Source organism: Bradyrhizobium sp. USDA 3650 (assembly GCF_054057395.1).
Map to the genome: position 1 here is coordinate 7773888 of NZ_JBSRZG010000001.1, position 13036 is coordinate 7786923.

Consider the following 13036-nt stretch of genomic DNA (forward strand, 5'->3'; position numbering starts at 1 on the left):
CTCTACTGATCTCTCGCGCTGGCGGTGGAGACCGCCGGCTTGGTGTCGCCGAGCGAGACCCAGACGTTGGGATCGCTCTGCGACTGGCGCTTGACGAAGCGGTAGCCGGTCTCCGTCCAGGCAACGACGTTCTCGTTCTGATTGTCGAGAACGAACTCGCCCTTGTCGGTCTTCACCGTCAGGACCGCGTGTCCTTCGCCCTTCTTGTCGCGCACGACGGTGATGAGCAGGGCCTCGCGCGGCCATCCGGCATCGATCAGCATCTTGCGCTTCAACAGCACGTAGTCTTCACAGTCGCCGTAACCGTCCGACGGCAGCGACCACTTTTCGATCACGCCCCAGTGCTCCTGGTCGGTCAAAGGCTTGACGGTCTCGTTGACCCAGCGATTGACCTTGACGAGGTCGCGCCATGCAGCCTGCGACATCACGATGTCACGCGGTTGCGTCGGTGCGCCCTGGCACTGGGCGGCATTGTCCGCACAGAACTCGACCCAGCCGATCGGCGCACGCGTGGTGTCGCCGAGGCTTGCGTAGAGCAAACGGCCTTCGCCGGCCTGCGCTGCCGCGCTCATTCCGAAGAGCATGGCGGCCAGCGCCATTCCCTTCCCCTGTCCCCTGAAATCAAACATTGCGGCCCCCGTTTCTTGTTGGGACCACATTGCGCAGGCAGCTTTTGAGTTGCCGCTAAGTCAGTCAAGTCAAGTCGAGACGAATACAAGTAAAAGGCGCGGCGAATTCGATCTATACTTGAGTCAAACTTGAATAAAATGCGATATGACTGCAATTGATTCAAATTTTATCGATTAACGCGGAAACGCTGGCGGAACCGTTGTTTGCACGCACCCGCGGCTCCCGCATTAACCCGCGCGAGGCCCGTCACGACCCATCAAAAAGGCGGCGTCCGCATCGCGGAGGCCGCCTTCAGTGCTGGAATGCAGTGGTTTTGGTGCCTTCGCGCTTTACCGCGCGGTAACGCTCTCTTCGAGAGTTTCAATCGGCTGCGAATGCATGAACTCGAGCGCGAAGCCGTCTTCGAGGTTTCGGACCACACGGCCCTGCACCCGGCCGAGCAGAACCGTCGATTTCAGCGGGGGGCGGTTCTCGGCGGCGATGGCTGCGCCCGACAGCGAGAGGTCGATGATGCGGCAGGTCATCTTGGTGCCGTCCTCGAGCGTCAGCACCGCGATCGGATTGCGCGGCACGATACGATCGTGGCGGCGGTCTTCCGGCAAATTGAGGATGTCGCGGTTGGCGAGCCAGGTCAGCTGTGCCGCCAGCTTGTCACGCTTTCGCGGCGTCGCGCCGACCGTCATGGCGAAGCCATTGTCGATGATGCGGGTGATCTTGCCCTCGACGCGGCCGATATGGTCGAGATAGGCGACCACGCGGTCACCGACATTGCCGATGCCGGGGGCCAGCAGTGCCAGCCCACCCGGCGACATGTTGATCACCTGGCAGGGGAATTCACGGCGGTCCGGCAGCATGTAGCGGCCGAGCAGGTGAACCTTCACCCGCTGGAAACGCCGACGTTCCTCGGCGGCCGGAAGAAATTTTTTGTGCGCCAACGCCATTTTCACAACCCGACCCCCCGCCTGGCGGAGTCCGGGACGACCCTAAGGTGCACAGGGTTAATGCCGCGTTAGGATCGGCCGCGGCGATGACGAACAGACACAATGCGTTCGAAAAGCCACATCAGGGGCGGGCAGGCCAGCACCGTCAGCGCGCCGAGGTCGAGCGCGACGGCGGCCGTGCCGGCCGATTTGGCGAGCCGGCCCGCCACCGCCGGCCCCAGCATCATCGCGGCATAGAAGAGAGTGTAGAACACGCCCATCCCGATCGCCCTGGTTTCCGGCGCGAGTACGCGGGCGGCCAGGCTCATGATCGGGCCGGCGGGAAGGCCGCCGATCAAGCCGCCCAGGACGAGGATCGCGATCACAGCGTCGGACCGGGTCAGCCAGGCGAGCAGACCGGCCACCACGAGGCTCGCCGCGATCGCCACGACAAAGGGGCGCTTGGTGCGATCGGCGAGATATCCGCCTGATGGCACCGAGATCACCGACAGCCACATCACGAGGCTGATCGCCGAGCCTGCCGCCGCAATGCTCCAGCCGCGCTCGACGAGCAATGAGGGGCCGAACGAGAAAATCATGGCGAAGCCGATATTATAAAGGCCCCAGATCGCACCCGCGACGATCACCGCCAGAAGCGCGAGCGGATCAAGCCGCCCGGAGCCGGCCGCGCTGGCGGTTGCTCCCGGCGGCGCTTGGTAGAAAATGATCAACGCAATGCCGATCGCGGTCAGCGCGCCGGCCACGAGAAACACGGCGCCCGCGCCATACGCCGTGCCGATCGCCGGCAGCACCAGCAGCGAGATCGCAACGCCGGCCGGCCAGGAGTTGACGAAGATCGCCATCGCGGTGGCGATCTCCTTACCCGCAAACCAGTCGGTGCCCATCTTGGTGAGCTGTACGGTCAGCAGCACGCCGCCGGCGCCCGAGGCGAGCCGGCCCGCCATCTGCCAGCCCCAGACGTCGGTGGTGGCCATGACGAGACTGCCCGCCGTCATCAGCAGCAGCGCCACGATCGTGGTGGGCTTGTCGCCAAGCGTCCGGCCGATCGCGCCGCCCGGCAGCGCCAGCACGATGCCCGGTGTGAAATAGAGTCCGATCAGGATGCCGATATCGGCGAGTCCGACGCCGAAGCTCTGCTGCAGCAGCGGCGCGACCGCGGCCACGCTCTGGAACTGGAACGCGATGGTGAGGCGAACGACGAACAGGATCGCAAGTATGCCCCAGCGATTGCGCAACGCTTCATCTCCCCAAACCCTGTATCGAGCGTGCGGTGGGGAGACGCCGGAGTCAACCGCAAGCTCTGAGCTTACGACTTCCTCGTCGCGCGCCCATAGAGAAAACATAGCAGTGCCAGCAGCACCGCGGCCGAGAGCCCGAGCGACCAGTGAATGCCGATCGCCGCGCCGAACAGTCCGACCGTGATGCCGCTGAAGGCCCGCATCCCGAGCCCGGCCATGTTGTAGAGGCCGACGACGCGGCCGCGAATGTCTGACGGTGCGTTCAACTGCACCAGCGCCTGCGCCATGGTGTTGAACGACAGCTCGAAGAAGCCTGCAAAGAACAGCAGCACGATCGCGACCGGATAGATCCGCACCGAGGCGAAGCCGAGCAGCGCCACGCTCCACAGCATCGCGAGCATGATCGCGGTGCGCGGCGTGCCCTTGAGCCGTCCCCAGGATTCCAGCGCGATGCCGGCGAGCAGCGCGCCCGCCGCATCAGCCGCGAGCAGCACGCTGTACGAGATTCCGGGATCGCCATGGCCGAGATCGCCGGCAAAGCCCGGCATCTGGGCGTGATAGGCGTTGCCGATCATGAAGGAGGTGAGGCCGGCAAGCCAAGTCATCGCCGTCAGCACCGGCCGGGTGCCGATGGCGCGGATGGTCAGCATGATGTCGGCAAGGCCGCGCACGGCGAAGCGCCGCACCGCGACACTCTTGTCCCGCACCGGCGCCCAGAACAGCCACAGCAGCATCGGCAGATAGAACAGCGTGTTGAAGATGATGCCGTGCGAGGTGCCGAGCGTGAGCATGATAATGCCGCCGACGGCAGGTCCGACCAGAATGCCGAGATAGCGCGCCATCGCGTTCAGCCGCACCGCGCTCGGAAGGTCGGCGGGGCCGACGAGATCATAGAGCAGCAGCTGGTTGGGCGTCTGCCACAACACGCCGGCGCAGCCATGGATCACCAGCAGCAGCATGGCGTGCCACATCTCGATGGTATCGGTGATGAAGAAGAAACCCCATCCAGCCGAGGCCACGATGAACAGCAGCATGCCGCATTGAATGATGCGGCGCGGATCGACCCGGTCGGCCAGCCCGCCGACCGCGACCGAGAACAGCAGGAACGGCAGCCAGTGCGACAGCACGGCAAAACCCGCCAGCGCCGGCGAATGGAATTTCTGGAACACCACCCAATAGCTGATCACATGCTCGATATTGTCGGCCATCATTGCCAGCACGTAAGCGATGAACTGGAGCCGGTACGGCACCGACTTCATCGCCGCGAACGAGCCGGACGCGACCACGGGATTTTGGGGGAGGGGGTTCAAGCGGGCACCTGGGTGGGACTTTCGCGCCGTGCCTACACGTTCGCCGTCGAGCGCTCAAGACACTTGGGGGTGTGTGGACCACGATCCCGTAGCCCGGATGAGCGCAGCGATATCCGGGAACGCTGGTCCCGCATGTCGCTTCGCTCATGCGGGCTACGAGACCGCGGCTTGGCACCAGCGCGCATCTCACATACGCTTCACCTCAGCCCGCACCAATCAATCATAACAGACGGGCATCGAGGAAACTTCCATGGACCAGATCCGCGTCTGCACCCACGCAGGGCCGGGCAGCGAGCCCGTCATCCGCACCGTGCCGTGGCCGAAGGTCGGCAAGAAGGCTGCGCTGATCAAGGTCGGCGCGTGCGGCGTCTGCGGCACCGATCTGCACATTCTGAAGGGACATTGGCCAAAACCGCTGCCGTGGCCGTTCACGCTCGGCCACGAGCTCGGCGGAATCATCGTCGAATGCGGCGACGAGTTCACCGAGGACTTCATGAGCAAGCCGCTCAAGGTCGGATCAAAAGTGATGATCCCGCCGCTGATGCCCTGCGGCCGCTGCTATTACTGCATCCATTATCCGCAGACCGCCAACAAGTGCCTGACGCCGGTCTATTACGGCCGCTATCTCGGCTTCGACAAGGCACCTCACATGTGGGGCGGCTGGGCCGAATATGTCTATGTCGATCTCGACATGCTGCCGGGCACCAAGATCTACAAATTGCCTGACGACATGTCGCTGCGGCTGGGGGCGCTGTCGGAGCCGCTGACCTCCTGCATCCGCGCCTTCAATCGCGCCAGCCGCGCCGGCGGTTTTTCCTGGGGCGACACGGTGGTGATCCAGGGCTCGGGCCCGATCGGCATTCTCGCGGTCGCCGCCGCGCAGGAGATGGGGGCCGGGCGCGTCATCTGCGTCGGTGCGCCGGAGGAGCCGCGGCTCAAGCTCGCGCGCGAGTTCGGCGCCGAGGCGACGGTGAATATCGAGGAGATCAAATCGCCCGAGGCACGTATCGCGCGCGTGCGCGACATCGTCGGCGGCTTCGGCGCCGATCTGGTGATGGATTGTTCGGGTCATCCCTCAGCCGGCCCCGAAGGCATCGAGATGCTGCGTGACGGCGGCACCTATGTCGAGATGGGCCAGTTCACCGACGCCGGCTCGATCGAGACCTCCTGGCACCGCATCTGCACCAAGGACCTCAATGTGCTGGGCTCCTGGGGTTTTACCGGCAATGATCTGCCGCTCGGCGTCGACATGCTCTACCGCACGGCGGACAAATATCCCTGGCTGAAAATGCAGACGATCTATCCGTTCACGGAAGCGGGCGTCGCGCAGGCGGTGAGGGATGCGATGGCGATGAAGACGGTGAAGTCGACGATCGTGCCGTGGCCGGAATTGGTGGAGTAGGCGATGGCATCAATCCCGCACGACCTCGCAGCGTTTCTGGTCGAAGCCAAGCGCCGCACCTATGCGGGATGGACGACGACGCCACCGTGGCCGCTCCACTGCTCAGAGGCTCCAAGCAGCTCGAGCATCGCGCGGCACCCTATGCCTATCGCGATATCTATTTCGGGATGGGGTTCTTCGTTGGCCAAGAGACCGTGTCCCGGGATGACCGCGTCATCTGGTCGATGAGCTACAGCGGTGGCGTCCGCGCGGAGATCACGGGGCGAGACACCTTCCTTGCGATCTACAAATTCCTGCGCCAGGCACTACTGGCCGTATCCGTGGAGGAGCCGTACCGGGGGCCGCATCTGTTTGAGCAGCACGGCATGGTTTACCGCAACGAGGCCGAAGGCTCACTCGATCGCTTCCACGGCATCGAGACGATTGCGCAGGAGGATGGCGCGCTGCTTTACGAGCTGCGCTATGGTGGCGGGCTGCTGCGTTAGATGATCCGTAGCCCGGATGGAGCGTAGCGCAATCCGGGGCCGCCGGTCCCGTATTCCGCTACGCTCCATACGGGCTACGGGCCGGCGTTTGGAATGAAGGACGAGATGACAAACGAGCCGACCCAACCCACCCGCTCACCCTTCCGCGCCATCCGCGCGATCGACTACACCGTCGTCTTCGTGCGCGACATGGTGGCGATGCGCCGCTTCTATGAAGACGTCCTCGCGTTTCCGCTGCTGCGGGAGCTGTCGCCGAACTGGATCGAGTACGGCTTGGGCCCCAACACGCTGGCTCTCGCTACACCGGGCCGGACCGCGACTGACGCGCCGACGCCGCACGGGAGTGCCTCGCTGCAACTGGCCTTCAAGGTGTCCGCGGCCGAAGTCGATGCGTGTGCCGACGAACTGGTGCGGCATCGCGTTGCGTTGCTGTCGCCGCCGACCAACCAGTCGTTCGGGCATCGGACGTTGTTCTTCCGCGACCCCGACGGCAATCTTTTGGAGGTCTATGCGGAGATCTGACCGCGAAGCTCCGGGCCTGTGCACGAAAAGTTCCATCGGAAACCCGCGAGTTATTCAGGCCGGGGTGAAACCTAGACTGGGGTTTCGGCTTTCAGTTCACGGGAGAGTTCATCGTGAAGCGGATCCTGAAACCCGTCACTTACATCCTCGCCGCCATCTACTTCCTGGTGGATGCGGTCTTCATGGCCGTGGCGAGGCCGATCTCGCGCTGGATCGGGCGGCATCTCCAATTGAAGCGATTGCGCGGCTGGATCAGATCGCTGTCGCCTTATTGCTCGCTCGCCCTGTTCTCCGTACCCGTCATTATCTTGGAGCCGGTCAAGCCCGTGGCGGCCTATCTCGCCGCAACCGGCCAGGTCCTGAGCGGGGCCGTGACGTTCATCGTCGGCGAGCTGCTCAAGCTGGTGCTGGTCGAGCGCCTGTTTCATCTCACCCGTGACAAGCTGATGCGGATTCCGGCTTTTGCCTGGGTGTATGGGAAGTTCACCGAGGTAAGGGCATGGCTGCAGGCAACCGAAGCCTGGCGCGCGGTCCGCGCCCTGGGCCGCGCGGCGAGGGACACCGTTGCGCGGGCCAGAGCCAGGCTGGCCGGTGGATTCGGCAGGCTCGTGACCTCCAGGGATTAGGGCCCGCGCATCGCTCGCTATGCGAGCTTGCGGGCCGCGGCGGGGGCTTCGGCGCAAAATCCCGCTAGATGGAGCAAAACGGCCCGAAAACGCTGGATGTAGTGGGTCGAGCTGGCCGGTAAGCTTATTCTCGGCATCACCAAAGCCATGCGTCATAGGCATGGTGATTTGCCCGCACTTGGCGTAAAGAGCGTCCAAATCAAATCACCACGCGTGCGGCTGGACCATTTGCCGCCTACGCAGCTTCAGGTCGCGCGGCTCGACGTTCCGCGCCTGGACCAACCAAGGTTTATCCCGTGTCTTTTCCGACCATGAGTGCGCCGCTCGCCCGAGCTTTGGCTGAGCGCAATTACGACCGTCCGACCCCCGTTCAGCTCGCCGTGCTCACGGACGAGGCCGCTGACCGCGACCTCTTGGTTTCGGCCCAGACCGGCTCCGGCAAGACCCTGGCCTATGGGCTGGCGATGGCCAAGGACCTGTTGGGCGACGCCGAGCGGTTCGAGCGGGCGGGTGCACCGCTTGCCCTGATCGTGGCGCCGACCCGCGAGCTAGCCTTGCAGGTCCATCGCGAGCTGGCGTGGCTGTACGAGCATGCGAGCGGACGCGTCGTCTCCTGCGTCGGCGGCATGGACCCCAGGCGCGAGCAGCGCGAGCTTGCGGCTGGCGCTCACATCGTCGTCGGTACGCCCGGCCGGTTGTGCGATCATTTGCGCCGCGGCCGTCTCGATATTTCGGAGTTGAAGGTGGTCGTGCTCGACGAGGCCGACGAGATGCTCAATCTCGGCTTTCGCGAGGACATGGAGTTCATCCTCAAGACCACGCCGGACACGCGCCGCACCCTGATGTTCTCGGCGACGTTCCCGCGCGGCATCGTCGCGCTGGCCAAGCAGTATCAGCAGCGGGCGTTCCGGATCGAAGTCGCCGGCGACGAAGGCGGTCATGCCGATATCGAATACCGCGCGATCCGGATCGCGCCCGGCGATGCCGAGCACGCGGTCGTCAACGTGCTGCGATTCTACGAGGCGCCGAGCGCGCTGGTATTCTGCAGCACGCGCGATGGCGTCCGGCATTTGCAGGCGGCGCTGCTGGAGCGCGGCTTCTCCGTCGTCGCTCTGTCCGGTGAATTGACGCAGAACGAGCGGACCACGGCGCTGCAGTCGCTGCGGGACGGACGCTCGCGCGTCTGCGTGGCGACCGACGTCGCCGCACGCGGCATCGATCTGCCGAGCCTCGATCTCGTCATTCATGCGGACCTGCCCAACGACGCCGAGGTCATGCAGCATCGCTCCGGCCGCACCGGCCGCGCGGGCCGCAAGGGGACGAGCGTCATGCTGGTGCCGCCCGTGCGGCGGCGGCGTGCGGAAATGCTGCTGAACGTCTCGGGCATCGACGCGGTCTGGGGGACGGCGCCGCAGCCGGATGAGATCCGCAAACTCGATCACGAGCGCATGAAGGACGTGCTGTTCACGGAGGAGACGACCGTCGACGATCTGGCGCTGGCGCAGGCGCTATTGGCCGAGCGGTCGGCCGAGGAGATCGCCGCCTCACTCGCACGGCTCTATCGCGCGCGGCTGCCGTCGCCCGAAGACATCATGGATCCCGGCGAGCGAGCTGGCCGGCCGCGCGAGGATCGCGGCCGCAGCGATACGCGCGCTCCGCGTGACGATGTCCGCGCTTCGCGTGGCGATGATCGGCCCGAAAGGGCTCGTCCCAAAGCGGGCAAATCGTCGTCGAAACATGGCATGGCAGATGGCAGCGTCTGGTTCCGGGCCAACATCGGACGAAAAAAGAACGCGGAAGCGCGCTGGCTGTTGCCGATGATCTGCCGTCGTGGCGGCATCGACAAGAACGATATCGGCGCGATCAAGATCATGGACACCACGACCGAGTTCGAAATTTCCGAGCGGGTCGCGGAATCCTTCGCCATGAAGATCAAGCGCCCGGACAAGGAAGACAATATCCGCCTCGAGCCGCTGGCGGATGCGCCGCAGCGGCAAGCGGCTTCGGAGGAGCGGTCCCACGCGCCGCGGCGCGATAGCGGCGACAGCGATCATCGTGAACGCCAGGGCGAACGCGCGCGCGAGCCGAGCGGGTTCAAACCCCAAGGCAAACCTCAAGGCAAGCCACACGGCAAGCCGCACGAAAAGCCGTACGGCGAGCGCACACCGAAATTCGACGATGCGCCTTCCTTCGCAAAGAAGAAAAAGCACAAGAACAAGCCGGGCTACGCTGAGCCCTCGGTCACGTCGTGGTCTGAGAAGGGCGCCGCCGGAAAGAAGCCGAAACCGAAAAAGAAGCATCGCGCCTGACGGCCGCCTTCCGGCGTCGCCGGGGAGGGGCGTTACGTCGCAGCGAGGTCGCGCAGCATGTAGGTTGCGCTGTCGCCGTAGGTCGCAAGCTTTGGCCGCAGCTCCGCATCCCACGTGACGGGCCCAAAGCCGAGACGCTCCCACAGCGGCCGCGTGGCGTAGACCGACACCAATGCGAGCGTCGCGATTCCTGATGCGCGCGCGAGCTGTTCGATCGCGATGACATAGTCGCGCGCGACGCCGCCGCGAAAGTCGGGCAGCACCGCGACGTCATGCAAATAGAGGCAATCCGCATCGCCGGGCAATTGCTCGAGCAAGCCGTCGAGCGGCGGAATCCGGTGCTGCATCCAGGGATGCGCGAGACCGTAGCCGACGATCCCGTCGTCCGCGACGAGCACGCGGCAGCCATCGGGATAGAGCCGCATCTTTTCCGCGAACACCTCAGGCCGCTCAGGCAGATCAGGATGGATCCGCGCTGCGATCGTGCTGATCGCCGGCAGATCGGAGGCGTGCGCGGGACGCCAATGCGGCTTGCTCGTGTCCACCCGTCGTTCCGTCTCCATCATCCCAGTTTATTCCGATGTGACGATGCGTGCAGCGAAAAAAATCCTTGCCGCCATCTCAGGAATACGGCGGCTCGCGCGGCGTCCTATCCATGCAAGCCCATTGCATGACAGGAGAGACCATGACGACATCCTCGATCCGCCTCGCGCTCACGCTCGCAATATCGCTGGCGCTGATTCCCGCCGCTTTCGCGGCACCGCCGACCAAGACCGGCAAGACCGACAAAGGCAATGTGCTCACCGACGCCAAGGGCATGTCGCTCTATACGTTCGACAAGGATGCTGACGGCAAGTCGGCCTGCAATGGTCCGTGTGCGACCAACTGGCCGGTGCTGAAAGCCGAGGCCAGCGATGCCGCCGCCGACGGCTACACCGTCATCACGCGCGACGACGGCTCCAAGCAATGGGCCTACAAGGGCAAGCCGCTCTACACCTTCGCCAAGGACGCCAAGCCCGGCGACGTCACCGGCGACGGCTTTTTGAACGGCGCCTGGCATCTGGCGATGCCGTGAGCAGGGTGCACTGCTAGCGCAGCCCCTCATACACCATCAGCCCGCGTGCGATCTGCAGCTTGCGGATCGCGCGCGGCAGCAATTTTTCCGGCTGGTGCAGATAGCGCCAGGAGGTGAGGGCGAACGGGCCCAGCGCGCCGCATTCGTCGTCGAACGGCGCGAGCACGCCTGTCACGCTCACAGGTGTATGCGGGCGGGCGTTGAACGGCAGCAGCAGCAGCTCGAGATAGGCCTTGCTGCCGTCCTCGCGCGCGGCGGTGACGCCGGCGATTGCGCCGAGGCTCTCGTCGGCGACGATGGTCGTGATCTCCTCGATCTCGCGGCGGCTGGCCTCGTCGAACAGCGCCGCAAAGCGGGAATCCTTGAGGTCGCAGCCTGCGAGCGCGCAGACGCGCGTGCCGGCGACGCGGAACGGAAAGCCGAGATGGGGCTCGCAGGACAGCACGAAGATGTCTCCGAGTAGGCCGCGCACGGCGGCCGGATCGATATCGGCCCGGTCTGGCGCCCGCGCAGTGCCGCGCTTCTCGTTCCAATATGCGAAGAACTCGCGGCTCGACGGATGTTTCATGACTGAACGCTTACCCCGGGGCGCAACCTTGCGGGACAAACCTGTCCCGCTTCAGTGCAGCCGCGATCCCTGTGTTGTTGTGCAGGAGGGGCTTTGCAGCGTCCATGCCGCCGCGGCGTTTTCGGCGCCCTTGGCGCTGCCTTTGCGTCGTTAACGTTAAATTAACTATGCGCTTTCCGTGCGCCGCCCCGCTGCTATGGTGACCGCGGTCGTAAGCCTCGCCGCTTTTCTCCAGGTTCTCGGCGAGGCCTGTACACAGGCGTCAAACAGTTTGGTCACCGGCCGCGGGGAGGGGTGGGGATACTCCCGTCTCTCTGGGTACCGGAAGTCCGACACGGATAGGCAGGGCTTTCCCAGGGGCCCTGCCTTTTCCTTTTGTGCACTTGCGCAGGGCGGGCAAAGGCGACTATCTCCAAGACTTGTGGTCAAGACTGTCGCTCCGATCGCGCCTGAAAGCGAAGCCGCCTTGGATTCCCCGCCAAATTCTCCGCCGCAAGATCCTCCGTCGCAAGATGCCTCGCTTGGGGTGCCGGCCGTCGTTGAGGAGGCTCCGCGCGAGCCGATCCTGACGCTGCCCGTGGCGCTGACTGCCTATATTCTCCTGCTCGCAGTGATCCATCTGCGGGTGCTGCTGCCGCCGGAGCTCGAGAACTGGACCATCGACGTCTTCGGCTTCATCCCCAAGCGCTACGATTCCTCGCTGCTCAATCTGGAGATTCCCGGCGGGGCCGGCGCCAAGGTCTGGACCTTCGTCACCTATTCGCTGCTGCACGCCAATCTCACCCATCTCGGCTTCAACGTGCTGTGGCTGTTGCCGTTCGGCAGCGCGCTGGCGCGGCGCTTTGGCACCATCAGGTTCTTCCTGTTCCTCGCGGTGACGGCGGCGGCCGGCGCGCTCGCCCATCTCGTCACCCATGAACACGCGGTGGCGCCGATGATCGGCGCCTCGGCCTCGGTGTCCGGCGCGATGGCGGCGGCGATCCGCTTCGCCTTCGTTCGCGGCAGCTTCCTGTCGTTCAGCCGATCGGATGCCGATACCGCCGCAAGAGTTCCGGCGCTGCCGCTGTCGCGCGCGTTGCGCGACGGGCGGGTGCTCGGTTTCCTCGCGGTGTGGTTTGGCGTCAACATCGTCTTCGGCGTCGGCGCGATCGGCGTCGACAGCGAGACCACGAGCGTTGCCTGGCAGGCGCATATCGGCGGCTTCCTTGCCGGCCTGTTGCTGTTCGCGCTGTTCGATCCCGTGCCGCGCGCGCGAAGCGATGCTGCGGATGCGTCATCACAGGACATTTCAGACCGTATTTGAAGCGGCGCTTGCGGCGCCGCCCGAATTCATCCATCATTCCCGAGAAGAATGTTCCGAAGCGACAGGCCGTTCGCGGCGATGCTTCGCAAAGCGCCTGAGCGTGAAACCGGCGCTGAAACTGTTAGTTGAAGACTCGAAGAACAAGTCCGGACCGCGAACAGCGGACGGTTTCGATTCAGGGAGGCGACAATGACGGTACGTTCGATTCTCAACACCAAGGGCCACCAGATCATGAGCGTCGAGCCTGACGCGAAGCTGGCGGTCGCGGTCAAACTGCTCGGTGAGAAGAAGATCGGCGCTGTGCTGGTGATGAACCAGAGCCGGCTGGAAGGCATCCTGTCGGAGCGCGACATCGTGCGGGTGATCGGCGAGCGCGGCGCCGGTGCGCTGGAGGAACCGGTCTCTCAGGTCATGACCCGCAAGGTGGTCACCTGCAAGGAGGCCGACACGGTCGCCGAACTGATGGAGATGATGACCACCGGCAAGTTCCGCCATCTGCCCGTGGTCGACAACGGCAAGGTGGTCGGCCTGATCTCGATCGGCGACATCGTCAAGCGCCGGGTGCAGGAATACGAATCCGAGCAGGAAGCTCTGCGCGACTACATCAAGACCGCCTGATCAGTAAGA

At 64.7% G+C, this 13036-nt stretch carries 14 protein-coding genes; 8 read left to right on the forward strand and 6 right to left on the reverse strand.

Features of this window, described 5'->3' with window-relative positions; genetic code table 11:
* Nucleotides 1-2 precede the first annotated feature (2 nt).
* From ACVIN2_RS36635 to ACVIN2_RS36650, 4 genes are all read right to left on the reverse strand, one after another.
* Complete coding sequence (locus tag ACVIN2_RS36635) at nt 3-629, reverse strand: transglutaminase-like cysteine peptidase (RefSeq protein ID WP_247287143.1); 627 nt, start codon at nt 627-629, stop codon at nt 3-5.
* A gap of 330 nt (nt 630-959) precedes the next feature.
* The gene (locus tag ACVIN2_RS36640; protein WP_007602573.1) at nt 960-1571 is read right to left on the reverse strand and encodes a PilZ domain-containing protein; all 612 of its coding nucleotides are present in this window, start codon (nt 1569-1571) and stop codon (nt 960-962) included.
* Between the two features lie 68 nt (nt 1572-1639).
* A complete protein-coding gene (locus ACVIN2_RS36645) occupies nt 1640-2806 on the reverse strand; it encodes an MFS transporter (protein ID WP_456769330.1) in 1167 nt (388 codons plus the stop codon).
* 71 nt (nt 2807-2877) lie between these two features.
* Nucleotides 2878-4119, reverse strand: coding sequence for an MFS transporter (locus ACVIN2_RS36650; RefSeq protein WP_456769331.1), 1242 nt, complete (start codon nt 4117-4119; stop codon nt 2878-2880).
* A 250-nt stretch (nt 4120-4369) separates the two neighbouring features.
* On the opposite strand from ACVIN2_RS36650, the gene ACVIN2_RS36655 reads away from it, so the two are divergent.
* The 5 genes from ACVIN2_RS36655 (at nt 4370) to ACVIN2_RS36675 (ending at nt 9463) form a co-directional block, all read left to right on the forward strand.
* The gene (locus tag ACVIN2_RS36655; protein ID WP_456769332.1) at nt 4370-5521 is read left to right on the forward strand and encodes a zinc-binding dehydrogenase; all 1152 of its coding nucleotides are present in this window, start codon (nt 4370-4372) and stop codon (nt 5519-5521) included.
* A gap of 68 nt (nt 5522-5589) precedes the next feature.
* Entirely contained in the window at nt 5590-6006 is a 417-nt protein-coding gene (locus tag ACVIN2_RS36660) for a DUF5680 domain-containing protein (protein ID WP_456769333.1), read from the forward strand.
* A 93-nt stretch (nt 6007-6099) separates the two neighbouring features.
* A complete protein-coding gene (locus ACVIN2_RS36665) occupies nt 6100-6528 on the forward strand; it encodes a VOC family protein (RefSeq protein WP_456769334.1) in 429 nt (142 codons plus the stop codon).
* A gap of 113 nt (nt 6529-6641) precedes the next feature.
* Nucleotides 6642-7154 (forward strand): hypothetical protein, encoded by a 513-nt coding sequence (locus tag ACVIN2_RS36670; RefSeq protein ID WP_456769335.1) that lies wholly within the window; start codon nt 6642-6644, stop codon nt 7152-7154.
* 311 nt (nt 7155-7465) lie between these two features.
* A complete protein-coding gene (locus tag ACVIN2_RS36675; RefSeq protein ID WP_456769867.1) occupies nt 7466-9463 on the forward strand; it encodes a DEAD/DEAH box helicase in 1998 nt (665 codons plus the stop codon).
* A 32-nt stretch (nt 9464-9495) separates the two neighbouring features.
* On the opposite strand, the gene ACVIN2_RS36680 is transcribed toward ACVIN2_RS36675, so the two are convergent.
* On the reverse strand, nt 9496-10029 hold the full coding sequence (locus ACVIN2_RS36680) for a GNAT family N-acetyltransferase (RefSeq protein WP_456769336.1): 534 nt from the start codon (nt 10027-10029) through the stop codon (nt 9496-9498).
* A gap of 119 nt (nt 10030-10148) precedes the next feature.
* On the opposite strand from ACVIN2_RS36680, the gene ACVIN2_RS36685 reads away from it, so the two are divergent.
* Nucleotides 10149-10538 carry a COG4315 family predicted lipoprotein gene (locus ACVIN2_RS36685; protein WP_456769337.1) on the forward strand — a complete coding sequence of 130 codons (390 nt, stop codon included), beginning with the start codon at nt 10149-10151 and terminating at the stop codon, nt 10536-10538.
* A gap of 13 nt (nt 10539-10551) precedes the next feature.
* Here the strand turns inward: ACVIN2_RS36685 and ACVIN2_RS36690 are convergent, their stop codons facing one another.
* Nucleotides 10552-11106, reverse strand: a complete 555-nt coding sequence (locus ACVIN2_RS36690; protein ID WP_456769338.1) for a PAS domain-containing protein — start codon at nt 11104-11106, stop codon at nt 10552-10554.
* 466 nt (nt 11107-11572) lie between these two features.
* Here ACVIN2_RS36690 and ACVIN2_RS36695 point away from each other — a divergent pair, with 466 nt between their 5' ends.
* Both ACVIN2_RS36695 and ACVIN2_RS36700 read left to right on the forward strand, forming a co-directional pair.
* A complete protein-coding gene (locus ACVIN2_RS36695) occupies nt 11573-12409 on the forward strand; it encodes a rhomboid family intramembrane serine protease (RefSeq protein ID WP_456769339.1) in 837 nt (278 codons plus the stop codon).
* 189 nt (nt 12410-12598) lie between these two features.
* Nucleotides 12599-13027 (forward strand): CBS domain-containing protein, encoded by a 429-nt coding sequence (locus tag ACVIN2_RS36700; RefSeq protein WP_456769340.1) that lies wholly within the window; start codon nt 12599-12601, stop codon nt 13025-13027.
* Nucleotides 13028-13036: the final 9 nt, after the last annotated feature.

What these genes read in the sequence shown, in the direction of transcription:
- ACVIN2_RS36635 (WP_247287143.1), bottom strand. Translation starts at nt 629, where the DNA reads ATGTTTGATTTCAGGGGACAGGGGAAGGGAATGGCGCTGGCCGCCATG.
- ACVIN2_RS36640 (WP_007602573.1), bottom strand. Translation starts at nt 1,571, where the DNA reads ATGGCGTTGGCGCACAAAAAATTTCTTCCGGCCGCCGAGGAACGTCGG.
- ACVIN2_RS36655 (WP_456769332.1), top strand. Translation starts at nt 4,370, where the DNA reads ATGGACCAGATCCGCGTCTGCACCCACGCAGGGCCGGGCAGCGAGCCC.
- ACVIN2_RS36660 (WP_456769333.1), top strand. Translation starts at nt 5,590, where the DNA reads ATGGACGACGACGCCACCGTGGCCGCTCCACTGCTCAGAGGCTCCAAG.
- ACVIN2_RS36665 (WP_456769334.1), top strand. Translation starts at nt 6,100, where the DNA reads ATGAAGGACGAGATGACAAACGAGCCGACCCAACCCACCCGCTCACCC.
- ACVIN2_RS36675 (WP_456769867.1), top strand. Translation starts at nt 7,466, where the DNA reads ATGAGTGCGCCGCTCGCCCGAGCTTTGGCTGAGCGCAATTACGACCGT.
- ACVIN2_RS36680 (WP_456769336.1), bottom strand. Translation starts at nt 10,029, where the DNA reads ATGATGGAGACGGAACGACGGGTGGACACGAGCAAGCCGCATTGGCGT.
- ACVIN2_RS36685 (WP_456769337.1), top strand. Translation starts at nt 10,149, where the DNA reads ATGACGACATCCTCGATCCGCCTCGCGCTCACGCTCGCAATATCGCTG.
- ACVIN2_RS36690 (WP_456769338.1), bottom strand. Translation starts at nt 11,106, where the DNA reads ATGAAACATCCGTCGAGCCGCGAGTTCTTCGCATATTGGAACGAGAAG.
- ACVIN2_RS36700 (WP_456769340.1), top strand. Translation starts at nt 12,599, where the DNA reads ATGACGGTACGTTCGATTCTCAACACCAAGGGCCACCAGATCATGAGC.